At 60.1% G+C, this 23,566-nt stretch carries 16 protein-coding genes; 14 read left to right on the forward strand and 2 right to left on the reverse strand.

All coding sequences use genetic code 11. The features are described from left to right. The first annotated feature begins 190 nt into the window (after positions 1-190). From NW858_RS09325 to NW858_RS09340, 4 genes are all read left to right on the forward strand, one after another. On the forward strand, positions 191-1,759 hold the full coding sequence (locus NW858_RS09325; RefSeq protein ID WP_414520357.1) for a TM0106 family RecB-like putative nuclease: 1,569 nt from the start codon (positions 191-193) through the stop codon (positions 1,757-1,759). Positions 1,760-2,207: 448 nt separating this feature from the next. Further along, positions 2,208-3,290, forward strand: a complete 1,083-nt coding sequence (locus NW858_RS09330; protein ID WP_414368759.1) for an ABC transporter substrate-binding protein — start codon at positions 2,208-2,210, stop codon at positions 3,288-3,290. Between the two features lie 427 nt (positions 3,291-3,717). Further along, positions 3,718-4,542, forward strand: coding sequence for an electron transfer flavoprotein subunit beta/FixA family protein (locus tag NW858_RS09335; RefSeq protein WP_414334522.1), 825 nt, complete (start codon positions 3,718-3,720; stop codon positions 4,540-4,542). Positions 4,543-4,709: 167 nt separating this feature from the next. Beyond that, the gene (locus NW858_RS09340; protein WP_414334524.1) at positions 4,710-5,804 is read left to right on the forward strand and encodes an electron transfer flavoprotein subunit alpha/FixB family protein; all 1,095 of its coding nucleotides are present in this window, start codon (positions 4,710-4,712) and stop codon (positions 5,802-5,804) included. A 19-nt stretch (positions 5,805-5,823) separates the two neighbouring features. On the opposite strand, the gene NW858_RS09345 is transcribed toward NW858_RS09340, so the two are convergent. After that, positions 5,824-6,108, reverse strand: coding sequence for a YggT family protein (locus NW858_RS09345; protein WP_414334526.1), 285 nt, complete (start codon positions 6,106-6,108; stop codon positions 5,824-5,826). A gap of 178 nt (positions 6,109-6,286) precedes the next feature. Here NW858_RS09345 and NW858_RS09350 point away from each other — a divergent pair, with 178 nt between their 5' ends. The 7 genes from NW858_RS09350 (at position 6,287) to NW858_RS09380 (ending at position 18,576) form a co-directional block, all read left to right on the forward strand. Further along, a complete protein-coding gene (locus NW858_RS09350) occupies positions 6,287-7,429 on the forward strand; it encodes a response regulator (RefSeq protein ID WP_414334527.1) in 1,143 nt (380 codons plus the stop codon). Positions 7,430-7,636: 207 nt separating this feature from the next. Then, the gene (locus tag NW858_RS09355; protein ID WP_414334547.1) at positions 7,637-8,023 is read left to right on the forward strand and encodes a response regulator; all 387 of its coding nucleotides are present in this window, start codon (positions 7,637-7,639) and stop codon (positions 8,021-8,023) included. After that, positions 8,020-8,385, forward strand: a complete 366-nt coding sequence (locus NW858_RS09360; RefSeq protein ID WP_414334529.1) for a response regulator transcription factor — start codon at positions 8,020-8,022, stop codon at positions 8,383-8,385. The genes NW858_RS09355 and NW858_RS09360 overlap by 4 nt, the downstream gene beginning before the upstream one ends. A 111-nt stretch (positions 8,386-8,496) precedes the next feature. Next, positions 8,497-9,015, forward strand: coding sequence for a CheW domain-containing protein (locus NW858_RS09365; RefSeq protein ID WP_414334530.1), 519 nt, complete (start codon positions 8,497-8,499; stop codon positions 9,013-9,015). A gap of 309 nt (positions 9,016-9,324) precedes the next feature. Then, positions 9,325-11,799 carry a methyl-accepting chemotaxis protein gene (locus NW858_RS09370; protein WP_414334532.1) on the forward strand — a complete coding sequence of 825 codons (2,475 nt, stop codon included), beginning with the start codon at positions 9,325-9,327 and terminating at the stop codon, positions 11,797-11,799. A gap of 174 nt (positions 11,800-11,973) precedes the next feature. After that, complete coding sequence (locus tag NW858_RS09375; protein WP_414520358.1) at positions 11,974-17,313, forward strand: response regulator; 5,340 nt, start codon at positions 11,974-11,976, stop codon at positions 17,311-17,313. Positions 17,314-17,427: 114 nt separating this feature from the next. Continuing rightward, complete coding sequence (locus NW858_RS09380) at positions 17,428-18,576, forward strand: metallophosphoesterase family protein (RefSeq protein WP_414520359.1); 1,149 nt, start codon at positions 17,428-17,430, stop codon at positions 18,574-18,576. 76 nt (positions 18,577-18,652) lie between these two features. On the opposite strand, the gene NW858_RS09385 is transcribed toward NW858_RS09380, so the two are convergent. Next, positions 18,653-19,564 (reverse strand): cation diffusion facilitator family transporter, encoded by a 912-nt coding sequence (locus tag NW858_RS09385; RefSeq protein WP_414520360.1) that lies wholly within the window; start codon positions 19,562-19,564, stop codon positions 18,653-18,655. A 145-nt stretch (positions 19,565-19,709) separates the two neighbouring features. On the opposite strand from NW858_RS09385, the gene NW858_RS09390 reads away from it, so the two are divergent. From NW858_RS09390 to arsB, 3 genes are all read left to right on the forward strand, one after another. Next, positions 19,710-21,146: a UDP-glucose dehydrogenase family protein gene (locus NW858_RS09390; protein WP_414520361.1), complete on the forward strand. Its 1,437-nt coding sequence runs from the start codon at positions 19,710-19,712 to the stop codon at positions 21,144-21,146. Beyond that, complete coding sequence (locus NW858_RS09395) at positions 21,143-22,090, forward strand: UDP-glucuronic acid decarboxylase family protein (protein WP_414520362.1); 948 nt, start codon at positions 21,143-21,145, stop codon at positions 22,088-22,090. Before NW858_RS09390 ends, NW858_RS09395 begins: the two co-directional genes overlap by 4 nt. A 108-nt stretch (positions 22,091-22,198) precedes the next feature. Further along, the gene (gene arsB, locus NW858_RS09400; RefSeq protein ID WP_414334544.1) at positions 22,199-23,347 is read left to right on the forward strand and encodes an ACR3 family arsenite efflux transporter; all 1,149 of its coding nucleotides are present in this window, start codon (positions 22,199-22,201) and stop codon (positions 23,345-23,347) included. Positions 23,348-23,566 lie beyond the last annotated feature (219 nt).

The following is a 23,566-nucleotide window of genomic DNA, read 5'->3' on the forward strand; positions in this document are numbered from 1 at the left end:
GCCACAGGTCTTGTCGGGGATCCCTGCTGTCAGCGGCAGTCTAGGTTATCTCTCACCTTTTGCCGGCCCAGGATCGCAAGTCCTAAGGGATCCCCAAAAGGCGTGCCACAATGGCAGCAGAGCTTGAGGTCGTCCGCCCTTGGAGTTCCGCGTTGCAGCAGCACAGCAGGGTTCTGTTGACGCAGAGGAGTTGCTGGCTTTTTTTCGCTGCCGGCGCCTGCCCTACTTAGATCGGTTTGGGCCTCAAGAAGCCAAGCTGCCGCCGGAAAACCTGCTGGAGCAATGGCGTCGGGATCGCCAAGCTTTGCAAGCTGCCGTGCTGGAACGATTTCCCGGCGAACAGGTGACGCCGGGCAACGGGGCCCTCTTGGCGGCTATGGCGGCAGGAGCGGAGCGGATCTACGGCGGCCAGATCCTGGCAGAGCTGTTCTGGCAACTGGATTCGAGCAGCACTGAGGAGCTGGCAGGTTTGGAGCCTGATGTTGGCGCCTCACTTGAGCCAGATCCTGACCAGGCTGCAGAGGACTGGGGCGGCGTCGGCAAGACACCATGGGAGTTTGGGCCAGAGTTCCGCTCCGTCTGGGTGAGCAGCTCACTGGATCTTCTCATTCGGGATCCCGCTCTCGTTGGCAGGAGGCGGCACGCCGTCCAACCTTCCTATTGGCCGGTACACATTCGCATTGGCAAGCGCCCCAAACCGGAGTACGAATTGTTGCTGGCGCTGCAGGCAGAATTGCTGGGATCCCTGCAGGGGCAGGTGCCCAAACGTGGCTTTTTGATTCTAAAAGATGGGAAGTGGCACCCTGTCCACCTAAGCCGACGCCGCGTCCAGGTGCGCCGCCTGCTGCAAGAGTATCTGGGCACTCTCAACCAACCAGAGCCGCCGCAGGTGTTTATGGCCCGCAGCCGCTGTCATCTTTGCCACTGGCGGGAGCACTGTCGGCAATTGAACGCCGTTGCCCAGCCCCTCACTTTGCTGCCGGGCGTAACCGGATCCCGCTATCCCCTTTTGCAAGAGGCAGGGATCGACTCGATTGAGGCTTTGGCCAACGCCCAGTTAGAAATGCTGCAAGCCATCCCCAAGCTGGGAGCCGGCGTGGCCCTACAACTGCAGCTACAAGCCCGTGCCACCCTCAGCCGCCGGCCCCTCTGGATTCAGTCTCCCCCGTTGCCTACAACACCCGTAGAGCTGTACTTCGATATCGAGGCGGATCCCCGCCACAACGTCGCCTACCTGCTGGGCTTGCTGGTGGTAGAGCAAGCCGAGGGGACAAAGGTTGCGAACTACCACGGTTGCCTGGCTGCCGACCCGCGGGAAGAAGGGCAAGCTTGGGAGCAGTTTCTGCAACTGGCACAACGCTATCCCGACGCCCCTATCTACCATTTTCACGGCTTTGAGGTGCAGACCTGCCGACGACTGGGGGAGCAATACCGCACGGATCCCCGTCAGGTGAGGCAATTGTTGCAGCGCTTTGTGGATTTGCACGCCTGGGTACAGCGCTCGGTGGTGCTGCCGATTGAGAGCTATTCCCTAAAGAACATCGCCCGCTGGTTGGGTTTCGAGTGGCGGCTGCCCGATGCCAATGGCGCCCAGTCTATTTATTGGTATAGCCAATGGCTGGAAACGCGGGAGCGCCGCTATTTGGAGCACTCGCTTATCTACAACGAGGATGACTGCCGAGCCACCCATCGCCTCAAAGACTGGCTGTCCCAGGGCGAAGTTCTCCAGCAGGCGGTTTTCCCTACTGTCAACGTCTGAGGTTTCGTCTAAAATCGGCCAGGTCTGTTTAATTGAGCAAGGGGATCCCATGCTGTTGAAATCTCATGAATCTCCCCGCCATCAGGGCAGAAACCGTCGCGGTCGCGGGGGATCGGCACGTAAGCGCCAACTGGACAAACGGAACCGCGCCTTGATGCGGCGATTGCGACAAGGAGAGCGTGCTCTCAGCTCTCGAACTTCTCGGCAGGGACAAGTCAACCCTGCCTTTTTTGTGCCTGCTTTTCCTTTCTCTCGGCCTGAACCGGAAAAGGATAGACCAAGTTCCCACTTTTGCGGAAAGGGGCTTTCCTCAGCAGTAAAGGTATTCTCGAATACAGAAGTTTGACTCTGTCTTGCTAAGCTGACCTTCTGGGGTCGTCGCCTCATTCTTGGCCACCTTTCCCCTTGCGGATCCCTACTGAGCCAGGTGCTGCGGAGCATACGGAATATGTCCATCTCGAAATCGTCGCGTCGCCAATTCCTGCAATCTGCTGCTGCGGCTGCCTCTCTGGTGGCCGTTGGCGGGCTAAAGGCCAAGGCTCAGAGCCGCGGGCCGCTTCTGGTTTCCCAGGGCCTGACACCCCTGAAGTTCACCCTTTCTTGGTTGCCTTCCTCGATGGATACCCCCCTTGGAACTGCGATCTTGAAGGGCTACTTTGCTGAAGAGGGGCTAGAAGTAACCTACGAGCGCGGCTTTGGCTCTGCCGATTCCATCACTAAGATTGCTGCTGGCCAGTACGACCTGGGGGAAGGGGATCCCTACTCCATGATCGAGTTCAACGCCAAAAACCCGGATGTGCCCTTGGTGGCGATCTTTGTTCACTTCAACCGCTCTCCCTTCGGCATCTATACCCTGAAAGGCAGAGGCATTACAGAGCCGGCCCAACTGGCGGGCAAGAAGCTGGGGGCGCCCGCAGGAGATGCGCCGCGTCGGCTCTGGCCGGTGTTTGCCAAGCAAGTCGGCATCGATCCGGCTTCAGTAGAGTGGCTAACCATGGAGCCACAGTTACGCGAGCCCTTCCTGATCCAAGGCCGGGTGGACGCAATTAGCGGCTTTATGACCTCGGCCATGCCCAATTTGGTGCGGGGTGGCGTTAGCTTGAACGACATCACGCCTTTTCTCTACAACGACTATGGCCTTGAGCTGTACGGTAATGCCGTCATCACCCGTGTGCAACTGCTGCGCGAGAAGCCGGAGCAACTCAAAGCTTTCTTGAGGGCCTACGTCAAGGGCTGGCAAGACACCATCCGCGACCCCGACGGCAATATGTTGGCGTTTTTGGACAAAGCCAAAGCCGAAGGGCAGGTGCTGGACACTGCCATTGAGAAACTGCGTCTCACCCTAGCTATGCCGCGTCTGTTTGTTACCGAGGAGGTGCGGGAAATTGGCTTGGGGGACGTGGTGCCTGCCCGGATGGAAACCGCGATTGCTCAGGTGGTGGATGGCTTTGGCCTCTCTGCCAAGCCGCCTCTGGAGAAAGTATTTGACAACAGCTTGCTTCCCCCCAAATCTGAGCGAATGATCGCCTGATCTGGAGAATCACACAACAACTTTGAAGCGCTGTCTGTTGACTTGCAGAGACAGTGAACGCTTCTTGCCGGCCAGACGGCTTTTCCCGATGGCAGGTGAGGAGCCCAGCTCATTGGCTCAGTCATTTCAGCAAGATATTCTTCAAGCTTTTCACAGCAGGGATCCCAGACTTCTCTTGGGAGAGAGGTAGGTTTTAATCGCGTTTGCATTGCTGGGTTAGAGATGGCAAGCGAGGCGCAGCAGCAAGGGAATATCTCAAACTTTGTTTAAAGTTACTTAAACTTGAGCAACTGATGTGCTGAGAAAGGCGACTGAAGAGTGCTCATCAGAGTGCTCACCGTTTCCGATCCCGAAAAAAAGCTGAATAAGTTTCTGCTGCCTAGGGATCCCTCTTAGTCTGGAGGGGATCGCTAGGGAGCTGATATCCTTGGAAACTTTTGTCCTAATTAAGCAAGTTCCCGATCAAAATGCCAAAGCCGGCATCAACAGCGACGGCACGATCGACCGGGCCAAGGCCAAGCGGATGCTGAACCCCTTCGATCGCTATGCGCTGGAAGCGGCCCTGCAAACCAAACGGCAACATGGGGCGAGGGTGACAGCGATCACGATGGGGCCACCGCCGGCCATCGAGGTGCTCTACGAGGCCATTGCCCACGGCGTGGATCGGGGCATTTTGATGACCGACCGCCGCCTGGCCGCTTCGGATACCTTGGCCACTGCCTACACCCTGGCCCACACGGTTCGCTATGCGGGCCGGCCCGATGTCATCTTCTGCGGGCTGCAGACCACCGACGGCGACACGGCCCAGGTGGGGCCCCAGTTGGCCGAGCGGCTGGGGATCCCTCAGGTTACCTATTGCGAGGCCTTTGAGATCCGCGATGGGATCCTGGTGGCGCGGCGGGCCATCGAAGGGGGATCCCAGACGGTGACGGTGCCGCTGCCGGTTTTAATTACGGTGGCCAATTCGGCGCGGCGTCTGGCCTATCCCACCCTACGCGGCGTGCAGCGGGTGCAGCGGTTGATGCGGGATGAGGCGGCACGGGCCGAGGCCATCCAGATTCTCAACCTGGACGATGTGGGGGCCGATCCAAAGCGCTGCGGCCTCCAGGGATCCCCGACCATCGTGGCCGCCACCGAAAAAGTAGGGGAAATCGGCGGCAACTGTCAGGTCTTTCAAGGGCAGCCCGTTCCTCAACTGATCAGCCAACTGACGCAGGCCGTTGACCTCTTCCGCTGCGCTGCAACTTCCTAGTCCTGTTGGCCAAGTCCCCTCTCCTATCGGCCCCAGAGTGGCTGGCGAAAGCTTTCGGTTTTAGGCGGTGAAAAGCTGACAAAGTTGACCCGGAGAAACTTTGCTTCACCTCGTCGCAACAGATGAGATTGCCCTCGACCCAATCTCAATTCAGGAGTCACGGTTCTATGGATCATAAGCGGATAGTGGTCTTCGCCGAGCAGGTCAAGGGTGAGTTGCAGCCCATCGGCCTGGAGCTGTTGGGAGCGGGGCGACGGCTGGCCGACAAGCTGGAAGCTACCCTGAGTGCCCTCGTCCTCGGCCACAACATCGCTCACCTGCCCCCGATCCTGATCGGCCACGGGGCGGATCAGGTCTTCATCGCCGACCACCCCGAGTTGGCCGAATACCGCACCCTGCCCTACCGCCGCGTTATCCTGGACTTGCTCAAAAGCTGGCCCCAGCCACCCCACACCATCCTGCTGGGATCCACCACCACCGGTCGGGACCTAGCCCCCCGTCTGGCCGCCCACCTGGAAACCGGCCTGACCGCCGACTGCACCGAGCTCGACATCGGCCCCTTCGAGTATAGCAACAGCCGGGATCCCAGCAAGTCCGGCCTCTTCCCCGAATGCCTGTACGCCATTCGGCCCAGCTTTGGCGAGTCCCTCAAGGCCCGCATCCTCGGCCCCTGGAAAAACCCGCAAATGGCCACCGTGCGCCCCGGCGTGATGCTGCCCTTGCCGTGGGACGGCTCCCGCCAAGGGGAAGTGATCCCGGTGCCGGTCAACTTGGAGCCGGAGGATCTCAAGCTGCACATTGTGGAAACGGTGCGCAACCTCTCCCAGGCCGTAGATCTGACGCGGGCCAAAGTGATCGTTTCCGGCGGCTACGGGCTGGGATCCCCAGAAGGCTTCGAGCTGATGAGAGCGCTGGCCGCCTGTTTCCCCAACAGCGCCGTCGGTTCTTCCCGCAAGGCTGTGGATGCCGGCTGGATCCCCTATGCCCACCAGGTGGGGCAAACCGGCAAAACCGTTCGCCCCCAGCTCTACATCGCCTGCGGCATTTCCGGCGCCATCCAACACCGCGTCGGCATGGACAAGTCCCAGACCATCATCGCCATCAACAAAGACAGCGCCGCCCCCATCTTCAAATTTGCCCACTACGGCATCGTCGGGGATCTCTACCAGGTGGTGCCGGAGCTGATCCGGCAACTGCAACAGAGACAGGAGGAGATCCGGGAAGGGGCCGACGAGCGGATCCCTCTCTTGCAAAGTCGCTGAGCAGATCCAGGGAAACGCCCTAGTGCAGAGCCATCGTCAGCAGCCCCTGCTGCCCCAGCAACAGCTCCCGCAACAGGGTTACCAGGCCCACCCACACCACAGGCGCCATGTCCACCCCCCCCAGCGGCGGGATCAGGCGGCGCGTCGGGCGCAACAGAAACTCCGTCAGGCCGACCACCAGGGAGTAGGGCAGCCGGGAAGTATCCAGTTGCGGATACCAAGACAGGAAAATGCGCAGCACAAACAGGACGGTGTAGATCGCCAATAGCGGACCCAGCACCCAGGCAGTGAATTGCGGCAGCATACGTCTTGCAGGAACCAGGCTCTAGAGGATACTCGGAATGCAGGCACTCGGCTCTAAGCTTAACCCCAACTTTTTAAAACTTTAACTCCGTTTCCAAAATAGTCCTACAAGCAGGGCGGCAGCCATTAGAGACTAGCGTCATAATGGTCGTATCTTGCTGACTCCAGGCAGGGATCCCATGCAGGGAAGATTACAAGAGATCGATATCCGCAGCATCCTTCAACTGATCGAGTTGGGCCAGCGCACCGGTGAACTTTTCGTAGAGGCCAGCCGCTCCGCCTACTGGTTCGTCTTTTTCCTAAATGGGCGAATCATCTACGCCTCCGAAAGCGAAGGCAACATCACCCGCCTCAAAGACTACCTGCGCCGCCTCAAGCTGGAAGCCGCCCTAGACGAAATTCAGATCCCTCCCAAAGCTGCGGTCAATGCCCCCGAGTACAACCGCCTCTGGTCTTTGCTGGAAAACCACAAGCTCAACCCCAGCCAAGGCAAGCAGATCCTGCTGGGCATGGTGCGGGAAGTCCTCTTCGACCTGCTCAGCCTCCACCAGGGCTCCTTCATTTTCGAGGCTGGATCCCCCTTGGCCCCCCAGTTGACCACCTTCCCCGTCACCCCCCTGCTCACCGAGATGGTCACCCAGGTGCAGGAGTGGAAAAAGCTACATCCCTATATCCAGGCTCCCAACCAAGCCCCCACCATCGTCAACCCCCTCCCCCTCCAGCAAACCCTGCCCGCCCCCGTCTTCAAAGCCCTGAGCGAGTGGTCCGACGGCAAAACCAGCATTCGCCAGATGGGTCGCTACCTGGGCCGAGATACCCTGGCAGTGGCCAAGGCCATCTATCCCTATGTTCGCCAAGGGGCGATTCACCTCTCCGAGCCCGTCCTGATTGCCGAGCCCCAGCACAGCCGTCCCCTCAAAGCCGGCGACAAGCCCAGCCACATCCTTTGTATCGACGACTCCATGGCCATCCAAAAAACCGTGGAGTTCATCCTGCAAAACGAGGGCTACCAGGTCACCACCATCGGCAACCCCCTCAAAGCCCTAGGACAGGTGTTTCTCCTCAATCCCGACATGATCCTCTGCGATGTGGCCATGCCCAAGCTGGATGGGTACGAGCTGTGCGCCATGTTGCGCAAATCCAGCCAGTTCCGCGAAACCCCCATGATCATGCTCACCGGCAAGGACGGCTTCACCGACCGGATCAAGGCGCGCATGGCCGGGGCCAACGAGTTTCTCAGCAAGCCCTTCTCCGAGAAGGAGTTGTTGACCGTCGTCGAATCTTATGTGGGCCCACCTCCCAAGCGGGGCGGCGGCGAATAGGCACGGGGTAGCCAAGTCCCAATCAATCCAAATCGAGAACAAGGCTGAGCAGGCGGAATACTGGACAGAGGAGTAACCACGCCGAAAAATAGGATTAGCCACGGCCACAAGGCCAGGTGTGGCCAAAAGCGTCGAAAGACAAAATCTCGGTTGAGGTGGCCCCTAGGGTCAACCAGACCCGCGAAACACAACAGGAGCGAGATGACCATGAGCAAAGTGCTGGTGGTGGATGACAACCGTACCTATCTGGAGACCATTTCCAGTTTGCTCTCCGAGAGCGGGTTGGAAGTCTCCACAGCCATGGACGGTGTGGAGGCGATGGACATCATTCGTCAGCAGAAGCCTGACGTGGTGGTGCTGGACATCGTCATGCCCCGCATGAACGGCTACGAAGTGTGCCGGGAAGTGAAGGGAGATGAAAGCACCAAGCACATCCGTATCGTCGTGTGTTCCACCAAAGATCAAGCCTTTGATATCGAGTGGGCCAAGCGCAATCGAGCGGATGCCTATGTAACCAAGCCCTTCAAGCCTCAAGAGCTATTGGCTACCATCAAACAGCAGTTGCGGGAGATCAAGGAGACCGGCCAAAAATGAGTCGCGTTTTGGTGGTGGAAGACAGTCAATCGCAGCGAGAGATGATCGGCAAGTTGCTGCAGGAGAATGGCTTTGAGGTGATGACGGTGGGAGATGGGGTGGAAGCCGTAGAGGCGGTGAAGCAAAGCAAGCCCGATCTGATTGTGCTCGACATCGTTATGCCGCGGATGAATGGCTACGAGGTGTGCCGTCTCCTCAAGGCCGATCCGCTCACCCAAAAAACCCCGATCGTCATGTGTTCCTCCAAGGGCGAAGAATTCGACCGCTACTGGGGGATCCGCCAGGGAGCAGATGCCTACATTGCCAAGCCTTTCCAGCCGCAGGAACTGGTGGGTACGATTAAGCAATTACTGAGAGGCTAGGAACCGCCCATCCCGCTTCTATGCCTGCTGGCAGAGCCCAGAAGGGCTCTAGGCCCTGGGCAAGGGAGGGGCGGCCACCCCTCCACAAGACCATCGATACGGGGGAGCATCATGCTGGGGGATCTGGATCTGTTGATGGGGGATGAGACCCAAGAATTGCAGGAAATGGAGGCTCCCGAAGGTGAGCTATTCCTGAAATTCAAGGTCGCCACCGGAGAAGAATTTGCGCTGCCGGCGGTAGCGGTTGTGGAGGTGATAAGCATCGGCCCCGAGAAAATTACCCCCATGCCGAATGTCGCGCCAGTTCTGCTGGGCACTCTGAACTTGCGGGGCGAAATCATTTGGGTTGCGGATCTGGGGCAATTTTTGGGGATCAGCCCGCCCCTCAACCTCGACCGCGCCGAGCTCCCTGTGGTGGCCGTGATGGATCAACAGGATTTGCTGATGGGCCTGGCCGTGGATTCAATTGTGGGCATGGAGTGGCTGAAGACGGAATCGGTGCGGCCTGTTCTCGTGGCTCCTGAGTCGATGGCTCCCTTCTTGCGAGGGGAATGGGTGGTGCCCGAGACGGGATCCCGCCTGCCATTGCTGGATCAGTCGGCCATCCTCAGATCCAATCGTTGGAGTTAACAGGCAGTCCTCTGTGAACTTGGCAAAAAGAGAGTGTATAGTTCCTATCAAAGATCCAGGCTGGCTTCCTTCACAATGGGGAAAGCCGGTCTTGTCCAAAGTGCGCGCCAAGCCTGGTGAAGGTGGGGTTGCCTTGACAGCTATATCGGGAGATGGCGGCAAAAACGTGTTCTTGTACTCGCTATGGGCAGAGGGAGAAATAGCCTACATACATAGTATCTGAGATGAAGGTGTTGGTGTTGGGGGGCGTTCCGTTGGCATCTGCGTTGAAGCGTGAACAGAGCTAACCAAGCAGGGAAGGGAGGATCCATGGTTTCGAGCGCGAACACTCAGAGAGACTTCACCGAGGCAATGGTCGCCTTTTGGCAGGGAGACTACGTTCAGGCAGTACGGTTGTTGAACCAAGTGGCCGCTGCTCAGCCACAGGATACCGCCGTCAAGTTGCTGCTGGCTTCGGCCCAAAGGCAAGCCGGGCTGTTGCTGGAAGCTCGCCACACCTACAGCACCATCCTACAGACGGCCAGTGATCCCGACGAGCTGGAGTCGGCCCGCAAGGGGCTGGAGGAGCTGCTGCAAATGGCACCGGAGCTGGCGGACATGCCCGACTCCTCAGAAGCAGTGGACGAGCTTCGCTCGCAAGAGGGGTTGGCGGATGAGTCCCCCGCCGCCGATCCCTTCCTGCAGTTTGAGGAGAGCAGGGAAGAGGAAGTGGATCCCTTCTCAATGGCAGGCGACCCCTTTGCCGCCGCTGGGGATGTTTTGGCTGAGGAAGGCGGATTCGAGGATCCCTTTGAGACCGGGCTGCAGATGCCGGAGGCCGAGCCGTTGTTCCCATCTTACCAGCTGCCAACCCATCCGCGGGTGACGCCGCCGGCCATTTCGGGGCGGGTAAGTGCGCAAGAGAGCAGGCCTCACACCGATCCGGTGGTCGAGGATGACTTTGCCTTCCTGAACGAGTTCGACCGAGAGCACTTGCAAGCCCTGGAAGGCGACTCCGACTCCATTACGCAGTTGGCCGGCGATGCAGATTTTCCCGAAGAGATGGGCTTGTCCCTACCCGGCTTTGAGGAGGAGGGAGGGGGATCCCTGGATGAGGGCCTGCCGACGGAATTGGCCGCGCCCATGAGCGAGCCGATCCCTGCCCCCGATGAAGACACAGCCAGTCCCGGCTCTGCCCTTTTCGATCTTGACGAGCTGGACAGCCTGGATCGCGAACTGGCCGGCATGGAGGGCGGCGAGCCGGTCTTCTACCCAGATGAGGGGGCGACCGAGGGGATGGCCGGGATGGCGGCAGAGATGGCCGGCGGAGCAGCCCAAGTTTTGCAGCCTCAAGGCCTGCCCACTGCCTCGATTCCCCTTCCTGGTGCAGGCGAAGCAGGGACAAGAACATCTGCCGGGCTCGCCAACCGCCCGCTTGCCGATCGGCAATTGGCCACGGCGCTGATCCAAGGAGCGGTGAGTTTGGCTGCCGGGCTGGCGATTGGCCTGGGGATCCCGGCCAATGGGGGAGCTCGCTTGATGGCCGGCGTCATCGGAGGTGGGGTGGTCGGCACGGTAGCCGGGGTTGTACTTGGGGCCAGTAGTGCCAAACACCTTCGCTCCGCCGCCCAAGAGCTGGCTGGCCACTTTGCCGCCTTGGCCCAGGGGAATTACTCAGTACGAGCCACAGTCAATGCCCCTGATGAGCTGGGGCGCTTGGCCGACAGCTTCAACCAGATGGCGGCTGCCATTGAGGCCACCTTCACAGAACTGAACCAGCGGGCTGCCGAGCAGGGGCAAGCTAAGGAAGACCTCCAGCGCCAGGTGATTCGCCTGTTGGACGACGTGGAAGGGGCTGCCCGTGGGGATCTAACCGTGCGGGCAGAGGTGACTGCCGATGTGCTGGGGGCGGTGGCCGACTCCTTCAACCTGACCATTCGCAGTCTGCGAGACATTGTCAGCCAGGTGAAGCGGGCCGCCGCCGCCGTGAACGATGCCGCCTTGCAGAATGAGGACTTTGCCCGCAGCCTCTCCGCCGATGCCTTGCGCCAGGCGGAGGAGATTTCCAACTCCCTCAACTCCATTCAGGAGATGACGGAGTCCATTCAAGAGGTGGCCAGCAACGCCCGCGAGGCGGCCAACGTGACCGCCCAAGCCACAGAAGCAGCTTCTCGCGGTGGAGAAGCGGTGGATCGGACGGTCAGCGGCATCCTGGAGATCCGGGAAACGGTGGCGGAAACCACCCGCAAGGTGAAGCGCTTGGCGGAGTCCTCGCAGGAAATCTCTAAGATCGTGGCCTTGATTTCACAAATTGCCTCGCGCACCAACCTGCTCGCCTTGAACGCCAGTATTGAGGCCGCCCGAGCCGGGGAATCGGGACGGGGCTTTGCCATCGTGGCCGATGAGGTGCGACAACTGGCCGACCGAGCCGCCAAGGCCTCGAAGGAAATCGAGCAGATTGTGTTGCAGATCCAATCGGAAACCGGCAACGTGATGACGGCCATGGAAGAGGGCACCCAACTGGTGATCGAGGGGACACGGCGGGCCGAGCAGGCTAAGAACAGCCTGGACGAGATCATCGAGATCAGCCACCAGATCGACGGATTGGTGCGGGCGATTTCTCAGGCCACTGTGCAACAGACGGAAACCTCTCGCTCGGTGGCGCAGTTGATGCAATCGGTGGAGTTGACCGCCAACGAGACTTCCAAGGAGGCGCAGAAGGTGGCGACTTCGCTGCAACAGTTGGTGAGCATTGCCCGTGAGCTGCAGGCTTCCGTCGGTCGCTTCCGGGTGGGGGATGAATGAGCAAATCTGCTTTTTTGAGGGCATTCTAGGGACTAAGGATCCCAGGGACGAGAAGTCCCCGCTCTTCCACGGCACTGGGATCCCCCTTTGCAACATTGGCCAAACGCTTTGCTCAGCCTGGTCGGTCTGTTATCACTGATGCATACTTGTGGGCTGTAGGAAGGGCCTCCTGCCATGAACGAAGAAGCACAGAAGCGGATCCTCAGTTATTTCATTGAAGAAGCCCGCGACCACTTGGCAACGATCGAGCAAGGGCTCCTCAGCCTGCGCGACAGCATGAGCGATCCTGAGCTGATCAACGAGCTGTTCCGGGCTGCTCACTCCATCAAGGGGGGAGCCGCCATGCTGGGCCTCACCAGCATCCAACGGACGGCCCACCGCATGGAGGATTTTTTCAACATCTTTCGCTCTCGTCCCGGCGGAGTGCCTGTCGATCAGCACCTGGAAACTTTGCTCTTGCAGGCCTTTGATGGGCTTGCGATGTTGTTGGAGGAGCTACAGAGCCCCCGCGGCCTCACCGAAGAAGTTGGCAACACCACGCTGGCGGAATTGGAGCCGGTTTTTCAAGAGACCGAAAGGCACATTCAAAATCTTCTGGGCGAGGGCCCTGTCTCAGCTCCCGTCTCGCCACCGGCAGCCCGTACCCTGCAGCAGGACATGGCAGAGGTGGTGCCGCAGCAGTTGCGCCAGATGCTGGAGCTGTTCAAGCGAGGGGAGCAGCCAGGCGTTCGCGATCAGCTAGTGGCGGCCAACGCCGTCCTCAAAGAGATCGGACAAGTTCATCATCTGGCGGGCTGGCAGCAGTTGACAGAAACTTTCGGGCAAGCCCTGGGCAACCCCGACGCCGATCTGCGAACGTTGGCTTTGGTCGCCCTGCGGGATTTGAAGCAGGGACAGCAGCTCATTTTGGCCGGCCAGCCGGAACAAGTTGCCCCTTCTCCAGAACTGCAACAACTGGCTCGCCCTGCCGCCCCCCCTGCCCCACCGGATCCTTGGGAGGTGCTGGTGCATCAGCAGATCCCAGCTCTGTTGCGCCAGATGCTGGAGTTGTTCAAACGTCCCGACGACCCAGCTACCCGACCGGCCCTGCAAGCTTTGGCGCAATCTTTGCAGGATTTGGGACAGTCCTCAGCTCTGGATCTGGGAGGCTGGACAGACTTAGCCCGCTTGATCGTCGAGATTTTGGCGGATCCCGGCCAGGACTTGCGACAACTGGCCCTGCCGGTGCTGCGAGATCTGAAGCAAGCTCACCAAGCTCTGGCCAGCGGAGCGGCAAACACCATCCAGCCCTCGGCAGAGTTGCTGGCCTTCCGCCCTGTGCCGGCAGCCCCCGAAGAGCCAGAGGTCTCGAAGCTCTTCGAGCTTGGCCTTGCTGGGGAGTCTGAGGCAGAGCCGCTGTTTCCCCAACCTGAAGATGCCCCAGAGGATTGGTCTGCGGCTGCTTGGATCCCTGCCGAAGCAAGTGCTGCCCCCCATCGGAGCTGGGAAGCTGAGCCCATGCCAGAAGCCGAGACATCCTTGCAGGAGCAGGAGAGCGCAGAAGCGAGCTGGGATCAAGTGGTGGAACAGCCGGCATCCCTCTGGGAAATGGACACGGCTTTGGATTCAGAGAACCTGCTCGCTCCTGCACAAGAGGAGAGCCTAGATCTGAGTTGGCCGGAGGCCGCAGCGGCCTGGGAGGAAGACCGGGAAGCAGCCGCCGTGCCGGCAGAAAACCCAGAAGAGGATGGGCTGGGATCCAACTTGGCCTCTGTTGCGGAAGACTTCCATGCCACCCCCTTGGATCTGGAGGAAGAAGCCGCTTCGGCCTTTGACGAGCTGTTTGCCAACGCAGAAGCGCTATCCGATATCGAGGAGTTCCCGCCGGAGCTGATCCCCCCTTCTCCTGAGCCTTTCTTGCAGACCTTTGCGGAACCGAGCCCAAGCTTGGAGGAGGAGGGAGTCGAGGCCGATCTGGCGGATCTGTTTGCCGAAGTGGTGGGTGAAGCGGCAGCAGAGCCTGCCGAGCTGACAGGGGCTGAGGAAGCGAGCCAGGCCGTCTGGACGGTTGCACAACAGGAAGTGCCGGCCCAAGCTGCTGCAGAAATCGCAGAGGAGGTGTTTGACTTTGCCCCAGAGGAAGCCGCAAGTGCCGGAGTGGAGGCGTTGTTTGAGCTCGAGGAACTCTCCGTAGAGAATGTTCCCCTGCAGGAAATGCCCGAGCTCCCTGACGTTGGGGCCATTTCCGATGGGGATTCGGTGGCGGATCTTTGGGCGGCTGAGCCGTCCCCACCCCTTCAGCAGGCCATCGGGGATGGGGATCTCTGGGCTGAATTCCCCGCCGATATTCGGCTGGAGGATTTTTCCACCCCGGCAGACTGGGATTCTGGGGAGATGGGATCCCCAGAGTTGGCCGACTCTGCTGCGGATGAGGCTGCCGAAGATAGCTGGGAGAGCCTTTTCTCCACCCCTGCAGCCGATCAAGCCTGGTCGATGCCGGAAGAAAGCGAACCTTCTGGATTTTTTGATGTTGCTTTTGAGCCCTCTTTTGATGTTGCGGATTCTGGCCCGGCTGCGGTTGAGCGACTGGAAGACCTCTTTGCCGAGGAATCCTTGCCGACGTTGGAGGAATTTGCTGCTGCTGGCGAGCCAATGGCAGCGGCAACCCCAGACTTCGAGGCCGAGCTGGGCCTAGGCGATCTCTTCGCCGGCGAGACTCCGGCAGCAGCATCAGACGCCCAGGAGGGGGCTTGGTTGGAGGAGGTGTTCCCGGCCCAGGAAGAAGAGCTCTCTGGGGAAACACAGCCTACCGATTTGGCGGGCACTGCCCCCTCGCCAGAGTTTTCCTTCGACCGCCTCAATGCTCTATTTGCCGAGGAGACCGAAACCGAAGCCCTGAGCTTAGAAGCCGGCGGATCCCTCTCGGCCATGGATGGCGAGGTGGATTTGGATGAGCTGAGCCGGTTCTTTGCAGAAAGGGAGGCCGCCCAGGAAGGGATCCCCTCAGATCTTGCCACCTTCCTGGGCGAGGCAGAGGCTTTGCAAGGGAGCAATCTGGAGGGAGTGACTCTGCCTGAGCCAGAACCACTTGTAGCTGCTGCAGAGCAAGGCGGAGCTTCCCAGCCGGCAGAAGAGGATCTGGCAAGCCAACTGGAAAGCCTGTTCACAGAGGATGAGCTCTTGGCTGCCCCGAGCGCGACTGTTCTTGGCAGCGAGACCCAGCTCTCGGAGGAAGAAGCGCCGGAAGTCTCTCCTACCCCAAGTTTGGACGATTTGGCCGCCCTTTTCGATGCCGCCGAACCAGCGGTGCCTCCTGAGCTGGAAGAGTTCATCGCTCCTATTGTGGGATCCCCTGCAGCCGTGAGCAGCGAGGTCGCCGATGATTTCGCAGCCCAACTGGAATCCCTCCTAGGCGATCTCGAGGTCGCCCCCCAGGCCTCTGCAGCAGCGCCGGCGCCTTCTCCGCCCGCTGTTGCCACTGCCCCGGCAACTCCCGCTCCGGCAACAGCCGCCCCCACGGCACCGGCTACCCCAACCCCACCGACCCCACGGCGATCTGCTCTCAGCAACCCTGTGATGCGGGTGGAGGTGCGCCACCTCGACTCCATCAACAACCTGGTGGGAGAGCTGGTGGTCATCCGCAACAGCATGGAGCAAAACCAAACTCGCCTGCGCCAGTTTCTGGATGGCCTATTGGGCCGGGTGCAACAGCTAGGGGAGCTGGGCCAGCGCATGCGGGATCAGTACGACCGCTCGTTGCTGGAAGCGGCGCTGTTCTCCAGCCGCAGCGGCTCAGCCTATGGCGGCACGGTAACGGTGGGCTTCGGTCGCAATGGCGAGGGAGCCGGACACAGCAGGCGAGGGCATTCTTCCGGCCAAGAGTTCGACAAGCTGGAGATGGATCAATTTACGGCCTTCCACGCCCTGGCCCAGGAGATCATTGAGCTGATTGTGCGGGTGCGCGAGTCCTCCTCGGACATTGAGTTTGCCGTCGATGAGGCAGAGCAGATCACCCGCCAATTCCGGCAGGTCACCACCCAACTGCAGGAAGGCCTGAACCGGGCGCGCATGGTGCCCTTCTCGCAAATTGCCGACCGGCTGCCCCGCGCCGTCCGCGATCTCTCCATCAAAGCGGGCAAGCAAGTCAGCCTGGTGGTGGAAGGCCGCGACACCCTCATCGACAAGGCCATCCTGGAAGAGCTTTCCGACCCGATGACCCACCTGGTAAACAACGCCTTGGTACACGGGATCGAGCCCCCTGAGGAGCGGCGCCGCTTGGGCAAGCCCCCTGAGGGCAAGATCACCGTCAGGGCCTTCTACCAGGGCAACCAGACGATCATCGTTGTTGCCGACGATGGCGCCGGCATCCCGGTGGAGAAAATCAAGGCCAAGGCGCAAAGGCTGGGGCTGCTGTCAGAGCAGGCAACCGAAGACGAAGTATTCAACGTCCTCTTCCACCCCGGCTTTAGCAGCCGTGAGGCCAGCGAGGTGGACGACCTGGCCGGGCGGGGGGTTGGCTTGGATGTGGTGCGCCGCAACATCACCGATCTGCGCGGCAGCATCCAAGTGGATTCCGTGCGCGGCAAAGGCACCACTTTTACCATCCGCCTGCCGCTTACCTTAAGCATTTCCAAGGCGATGGTGTGTGTCAGCGACAAAGCCCTGATCGCCTTTCCTCTCGACGGTGTGGAGGAAATGCTGGATGTTCCCGTCGATGAGGTGCGGCCGGACGAGCAGGGGCGGCCCTCCATTCTCTGGCGGGATCAACGCCTTCCCTTCCAACCCCTCTCGAATCTGTTGTCCTACAGCCGCAGCCACAGCCGCAGCCGCTCCGAGGTCTACAGCGTTGCCCAGGATGAGGGCATCATCCCCATTGTTGTCCTCCAAAGTGCCGGCCAGTACCTTGCCCTGCAGGTGGACAGCTTTGTGGAAGAGCAGGAAATCGTGATCAAGCAATTGCGCGGGCCTGTGCCCAAACCACCTGGCATTTCTGGGGCAACGGTGCTGGGCAATGGTCGCGTGCTGCCCATTGCTGATGTCCTTGAACTGGTGGATATGGCCCAAGGCCGCCGTCGCGATCTCAGCCGCCTCTGGGCAGAGCGTCGCGCGGCGGAGCCACGTGTCGAGGAAACCCATCAAACCACGGTGCTCATTGTGGATGACTCGATTGCGGTGCGGGAGCTGCTCTCCATGTCCTTCCAAAAGGTGGGCTACCGGGTGGAGCAAGCCCGCGATGGACAGGACGCCTGGGAAAAGCTTCGCGGTGGCTTGCGCTGCGATCTCATCTTCTGCGACATCGAGATGCCGCGCATGGACGGCCTGGAGTTGCTCTCCCGCATACGGGCAGACAGCAACCTCAAGCATATTCCGGTAGCTATGCTTACCTCAAGGGGGGCAGAACGGCACCGGCAGACAGCCCGGGAGCTGGGAGCCACTGCCTACTTCACCAAGCCCTACTTGGAGGAAGAGTTGTTCAGCGCTGCCGCCCGCATGTTGCAAGGGGAGCAGTTGTTGACGCCTAGCCCCGCTCCCTGAGCCTTAGCGGGTGCCGTTCGCGCTAGTGGGTTGTAGGCCCTACGACCAGCAAAGGTATGGGGATCCCGGTATAGGCCGATATGCCTCACCCATGCTGAGTAGAGGGATCCCGTGATGGATGCCAGAATAACAGAAGTGCTTGATCCCCCGGTGTGTTGTCAAGGGGAGGAATCCGTGCAGATTCGCTTTGCTGTGGTGAGCGATCCCCACATCACTGTTCCTTCCACCCTTTGGGATCATCCCAACCGGTTTCATTTGGTGGAGGTGAGCATCCCGGCTCTGGAACAAGTTTTGCAGCATCTGGTGCAGTTGCCTTTGGATTTTCTCCTTTTGCCGGGGGATCTGACCCAGCATGGGGAACCGGAAAACCACGCCTGGTTGGCGGAGCGCCTGGCCCGTTTACCTTTCCCAGCTTTTGTGGTGCCCGGCAATCACGATGTGCCCCAGCGTGAGGCATTGCCAGAGTTTCCCCGCTACTACCAAGCTTTTGGCTATGAGGACAGGCGGTCTTTGGATTACAGCCGCCTGTTGCAGCCAGGGATCCGTTTGATCGGCCTCAATTCCAACCACTTTGATGCTCAGGGCCAGTTGGTGGGGTGTCTAACTTCGGAACAACTGACCTGGCTGGAAAAGGAATTGGCAGCAGCCGAAGAGGAGCTGGTGCTGCTGATGGTGCACCACAACGTGGTCGAGCATCTGCGCGGGCAGTCCCTCCACCCCTGGGGCCGTCGCTACATGCTGGAGAATGCCTCTCAATTGCGGCGGCTGCTGCAAGCTTACGGGGTGCAACTGGTGTTCACCGGACATTTGCACATTCAGCACATCGCCCGGCGAGGGGGGGTTTACGACATTACCACCGGCTCTTTGGTCAGTTTTCCCCATCCCTACCGCCTTGTCGAGATCCGACTGGATCGCGAGACCGGGATCCACGTCCACATCCAAAGCTACCGGGTGGGATCCCTGCCCGGTTGGCCCGATTTGCAGGCGTTCTCGCGGGAGTGGATGGGTCAGCGCAGCGAACCGGTGGTGGTTAAGTTTTTAACCTCTGCGCCGCTGCATTTGCCCCTGGAGCAGGCCCAAGCCTTGGCCCCACAATTGCGCCACTTTTGGGCAGGGGTAGCTGCCGGGGATCCAGACCTCGCTTTTCCAGACTTCCCACAGCCGGCAGGTCGATTCCTGGAGCGATTTAGCCGTTGTTTTCGCTGCCCACCCGATAATCAGGCGCAGCTCCATTTGCTGCCTCGGGGTTTTTCTATTTCTTAGGAACCAGGGCAAAGAATGGCCTTTGCAGGATTTGGCAGTTGGCGAAGCGATACCGTTTGTTCTTTCGGAAACATTCCTAGGGTTGGGATCCCTCAATGTGGGAGTAGGGCTCTAGGTGGATGGTGACCCGCACCGGCCCGTAGCGCTCCTGCAGCAGTTGCTCCACCGCTTCGGTGATGCGGTGGGCCGACTCCACGTCCAGCGGCTCCACCACCATGTGCATTTCGATAAAGATCATCTGCCCTGGGATGCCGCGGGAGGCAATGTCGTGGCAGTCGAGGATGCCGGGCAGGCTGAGAACCAGCTCCCGCAAGGTCTTAGGCGGAATGGCTACCCGGTCGGTGAGGAAAGGGATATTCTCTTGTAACACTTCCCAGCCGCTCCAGAACACCAGCAGCCCCACCGGCACCGCCAGCACCTGATCCAGCCAGGGGATCCCCCAGTAGTGGATCCCGGCCAGTCCCAGCAGCACCGTCAGGGTTACCCAAACATCGCTGAGGGTATGGCGGGCATCGGCCAAGAGCAGCGAGCTGGACAAAGCCTTGCCCCAGGAACGTTCATAGAAGGCCACGAAGAGGTTGATCCCCAGCACACCCACCATCAGGGTTAGGGTCAGTCCATCGACCTGCGGCGGCGGCTGGGGCTCGAAAAACCGTCCCACTGCTGCGCTGAGGATCTCAAAGCTGGCCATCCCCAGAAAAGCGGCGATCCCCATGGCACCGATGGCCTCAAACTTGCTGTGGCCGTAGGGGTGCTCCTCATCCGGCTCTGGCGAGGAAAAGCGGGCCGCCAGCAGGGCAAGAATGTTGCTGGCGCTATCGGCGGAGCTGTGCAGGGCATCGGCCACCAAGCTCAGGGATCCGGTCGCCAGGCCCAAACCCAGCTTGACCAAAAACACCAAAAGATTGAGCCCCAGGGTAACATAGAGCACCCTCTGTACCTGGTGCTGACGGCGAGCGGCTATGGCAGCAGAATCGGGGAAACTCACCGCTCAAAGGCTCAGAAGAAAACCGGTTCTGCTTTATTTTGCCACCGGCTTGGGTTCAAGGCTGTCTTTCCTCCCCTTGAGGATAGGGGATCCCGGTCGGCGGGGTATTTTAGAACCAAGCATCGACGCGAGGGGGAAGCGGGCTATGGACGTGGCGGTTGTGGGAGCTGGCTATGTGGGGTTGGTAACCGGCGCCTGTCTGGCTCACCTGGGCCATAGCGTTATCTGTGTAGACAACAACCCCGTCAAAATCGAAAACTTGCAGCGGGGCCACCTGCCCATCTACGAGCCTGGGCTGGAAGAGCTGGTGCGGGGAGGCACCGAGGCCGGCCGGCTGCACTTTACCACCGACCTGGGCCTGGCGGTGAAAGCCAGCGAGGTCATTTTTATTGCCGTGGGCACCCCAGCTTTGCCCAGCGGCGAGCCGGATCTGCGCTACGTAGAGGCCGTGGCGCGGGAGATCGGCCAGCACCTGGACGACCGCTACCGGGTTATTGTCAACAAGTCTACCGTCCCCATCGGTTCCGGCGACTGGGTGCGCATGCTTATCTTGGATGGGGCTGCTGGGGCGGCCAAGCAGCGCCTGGGCAGCCGGGAAGAGAGCGAACTGCTCTCTGGGGGAGATCGGGAGGCAACTCCTTTCTCCAGAGGATCCCTGGCTTTGCAAATCTCTCCTCGGACACCTCAGTTTGACGTGGTCAGCAACCCTGAGTTTTTGCGAGAGGGCAGCGCCATCCAGGATACCTTCTACCCGGATCGCATCGTGATTGGCTCCAACAGCCCCCGCGCCATCGAGATCCTGCGGCGGCTTTACGAGCCCATCCTCAGCCGCCAGCAGGGCTTGGGTGGGGATCCCGTGCCTTTACTGGTTACCGACTTGGCCTCCGCCGAGATGATCAAATATGCCGCCAACGCCTTCTTGGCCACCAAGATCAGCTTCATCAACGAGATCGCCAACATCTGTGAGCGCACCGGTGCCGACATCACCCAAGTGGCCGAAGGGATCGGCCTCGATAAGCGCATTGGCCGCGCCTTCCTCAACGCCGGTATAGGCTGGGGAGGGAGCTGCTTCCCCAAGGATCTGTCAGCTCTCATTCAAACAGCTGCTGACTACGGCTATGAGGCCAAGCTATTGCGGGCTACTGTCGAGGTCAACCGCGAGCAGCGGCAGCGCCTGGTGGAAAAGCTGCAGCAGGCCCTCAAGGTGCTCAAGGGCAAAACCATTGGCCTTTTGGGCCTCACCTTTAAGCCCCACACCGATGACCTGCGGGATGCGCCCTCTCTGACGTTGATCGAGCAGCTCCACCGGCTGGGGGCCAAGGTGAAAGCGTATGATCCCATTGTCTCGGCTTCGGGGATGCGGGAGGGCCTGGCCCATGTGGTGGTGGAAACGGATGTGTTCCGCCTGGCCCAGGATTGTGATGCCCTGGTGCTGGTGACGGAGTGGCCGGAGTTTTTGTCGCTGGATTACCGGCGCCTTGCCGAGCTGATGCGGCGGCCTTTGCTGATCGATGGCCGCAATTGCCTTGACCGGCAGGCCGTTCAACAGGCGGGTATCACCTTGATTGGAGTGGGCTGGTGAAGATCCTGGTCACGGGTGGTTTGGGATTTATCGGCTCCCATCTGGTCGGCCGCCTTCTGCAAGAAGGCCACGCAGTTATCTGCCTCGATAACGGCTACACGGGGCGGGAGGAGAACGTACAGGCCCACCGCGACAACCCCGCCTTTACTTTGCTGTGGCACGATGTGGCCGAGCCGCTGCCGCCGGAGCTGGAAAAAGCCGGTATCGAGCAAATCTACCACCTGGCCTGTCCCGCCTCGCCGCCCCACTACCAGGCGGATCCCATCCACACCATCCGCACCGGTGTCTGGGGCACCTACCACCTGCTGGAGCTGGCCCAGAAAACAGGATCCAGGTTCCTGCTGGCCTCGACTTCAGAAGTGTACGGGGATCCCCAGGTGCACCCCCAGCCGGAGGACTATTGGGGCTATGTCAACCCCATCGGCCCGCGGGCCTGCTACGACGAGTCGAAGCGCCTGGCCGAAACCCTGACTTTTGACTGGCAGCGGCAACACCAGACGGAGATCCGCGTCGCCCGCATCTTCAACACCTATGGGCCGGCCATGCGGGAAGACGATGGCCGTGTGGTCAGCAACTTCATCGTCCAGGCGCTGCGCAGGGATCCCCTCACCGTCTATGGGGATGGATCCCAGACCCGCAGCTTCTGCTACATCGCCGACCTCATCGAAGGCCTGGTGCGCCTGATGAACGGCCCCTATCCCGGCCCCTTTAACCTGGGCAACCCGCAGGAGTTCACCATCCTGGAGCTGGCGCAGCAGGTCTTGGCCCTCACCGGCAGTCCTTCCCCCATCGTCCACCGGCCCCTGCCGACCGACGATCCCAAGCAGCGCCGGCCCGATATCCGCAAAGCCCGCACCCTGTTGGGCTGGGATCCCCAGATCCCCCTGCAGGTTGGCCTGGAGCTAACCATCCCCTACTTTCGTCGGCGGCTAGGGCTGGAGTAAGTTGAGGTCAAACTGAACAAGTTTTTTTGATGTATCCTGAGAGAGCCCATTAGGAACGCGGCTACTCGACAACCTGCGTTTTCTCGCCTGCAGTTTTCGGCTTTTCCCATGGCTCTCACCGAATCTGACCCCAAAGCTCTCCCCGGCGGCGGATCCCTGAGTTTTTTTGAGCGCTATCTCACCCTTTGGGTGGCTCTGTGTATTGTTGCCGGGATCCTGTTGGGTCGATGGTTTCCGGGCCTGGCAGAGGCGCTGGATGCCCTGAGCCTCTATCAGGTCTCCATTCCCATTGCCGTCTGCCTGTTTTTCATGATGTATCCCATCATGGTGAAAATTGATTTTGGCCAGGCAGCCCATGCCTTGCAATCGCCCAAACCGGTGCTGTTGACCCTGGGGGTGAACTGGCTGGTGAAGCCTTTTACCATGGTGGTGATTGCCCAGTTTTTCTTGGGGTGGCTGTTTGCCCCTTGGATAACCGGCACGGAAATGATCCGCGGTACAGAAGTGAGCCTCAGCAACTCCTACATTGCCGGGGCCATTTTGCTGGGCATTGCCCCCTGCACTGCGATGGTGCTGATGTGGGGCTATCTCAGCTATGGCAACCAAGGCCACACCCTGGTGATGGTGGCGGTGAACTCTTTAACCATGCTTTTCCTCTACGCGCCGCTGGGCCGCTGGCTGCTGGCCATGAGCGATTTAACGGTGCCCTGGCAAACCATTTTGCTATCCGTGGCCATCTACGTGGGCCTACCGCTAGTTGCAGGAGCAGCCTCTCGCTATTGGATTCTTAAAACCAAGGGCCGGGAATGGTTTGAGAAAGCTTTTTTGCGCTACCTCAACCCCATTGCCATCACCGCCTTGCTGGTGACGCTGGTGCTGCTTTTTGCTTTTAAAGGGGATCTCATTGTGGAAAATCCCTTCCACATTTTGTTGATTGCAGTGCCGCTTTTTGTGCAGACCAACCTTATTTTTGGCCTCACCTATGTGGCAGCCCAGAAACTGGGCTTGTGCTATGAGGATGCCGCTCCGGCGGCTTTAATCGGCGCCAGCAACCACTTCGAGGTGGCCATTGCAACGGCGGTGGTGTTGTTTGGCTTGAACTCCGGGGCCGCCCTGGCCACCGTCGTAGGGGTGCTGATCGAGGTGCCGGTGATGCTGATGCTGGTGGAAGTATGTAAACGTACCGCCTTTTATTTTCCCCGCCAGCCGGAGAAGGCCAGCTTGCCGGATCCCCGCTGTCTTAAAATCAGCCCATGAACTACCCCACCGCGTAGGCGGGTGGGGTTTCCTCACCCGCTTGACAGCAGAGCTTTTGTCTCTTCCTCTGCCCCAGTTGCTTCATCGATCCCGTGTACCGGGTCTCTGAAGTAGAGCTGAAGCATCCAAGACTCACGAGGCGGGTTCCCAGCCCCGGTTGCTGTTCGCGGCAGCGGGACGGAGTCCAATTAGTAGCAACGTTGTAGAAAACCATCACCG

It is taken from the genome of Synechococcus sp. H55.10 (assembly GCF_047502715.1).
Taxonomy (GTDB): Bacteria; Cyanobacteriota; Cyanobacteriia; order Thermostichales; family Thermostichaceae; genus Thermostichus.

Excerpts from the sequence above, each read along its gene's own strand:
- NW858_RS09330 (WP_414368759.1), top strand. The coding sequence starts at position 2,208 with ATGTCCATCTCGAAATCGTCGCGTCGCCAATTCCTGCAATCTGCTGCT.
- NW858_RS09340 (WP_414334524.1), top strand. The coding sequence starts at position 4,710 with ATGGATCATAAGCGGATAGTGGTCTTCGCCGAGCAGGTCAAGGGTGAG.
- NW858_RS09345 (WP_414334526.1), bottom strand. The coding sequence starts at position 6,108 with ATGCTGCCGCAATTCACTGCCTGGGTGCTGGGTCCGCTATTGGCGATC.
- NW858_RS09350 (WP_414334527.1), top strand. The coding sequence starts at position 6,287 with ATGCAGGGAAGATTACAAGAGATCGATATCCGCAGCATCCTTCAACTG.
- NW858_RS09355 (WP_414334547.1), top strand. The coding sequence starts at position 7,637 with ATGAGCAAAGTGCTGGTGGTGGATGACAACCGTACCTATCTGGAGACC.
- NW858_RS09360 (WP_414334529.1), top strand. The coding sequence starts at position 8,020 with ATGAGTCGCGTTTTGGTGGTGGAAGACAGTCAATCGCAGCGAGAGATG.
- NW858_RS09365 (WP_414334530.1), top strand. The coding sequence starts at position 8,497 with ATGCTGGGGGATCTGGATCTGTTGATGGGGGATGAGACCCAAGAATTG.
- NW858_RS09370 (WP_414334532.1), top strand. The coding sequence starts at position 9,325 with ATGGTTTCGAGCGCGAACACTCAGAGAGACTTCACCGAGGCAATGGTC.
- NW858_RS09375 (WP_414520358.1), top strand. The coding sequence starts at position 11,974 with ATGAACGAAGAAGCACAGAAGCGGATCCTCAGTTATTTCATTGAAGAA.
- NW858_RS09380 (WP_414520359.1), top strand. The coding sequence starts at position 17,428 with ATGGATGCCAGAATAACAGAAGTGCTTGATCCCCCGGTGTGTTGTCAA.
- NW858_RS09390 (WP_414520361.1), top strand. The coding sequence starts at position 19,710 with ATGGACGTGGCGGTTGTGGGAGCTGGCTATGTGGGGTTGGTAACCGGC.
- arsB (WP_414334544.1), top strand. The coding sequence starts at position 22,199 with ATGGCTCTCACCGAATCTGACCCCAAAGCTCTCCCCGGCGGCGGATCC.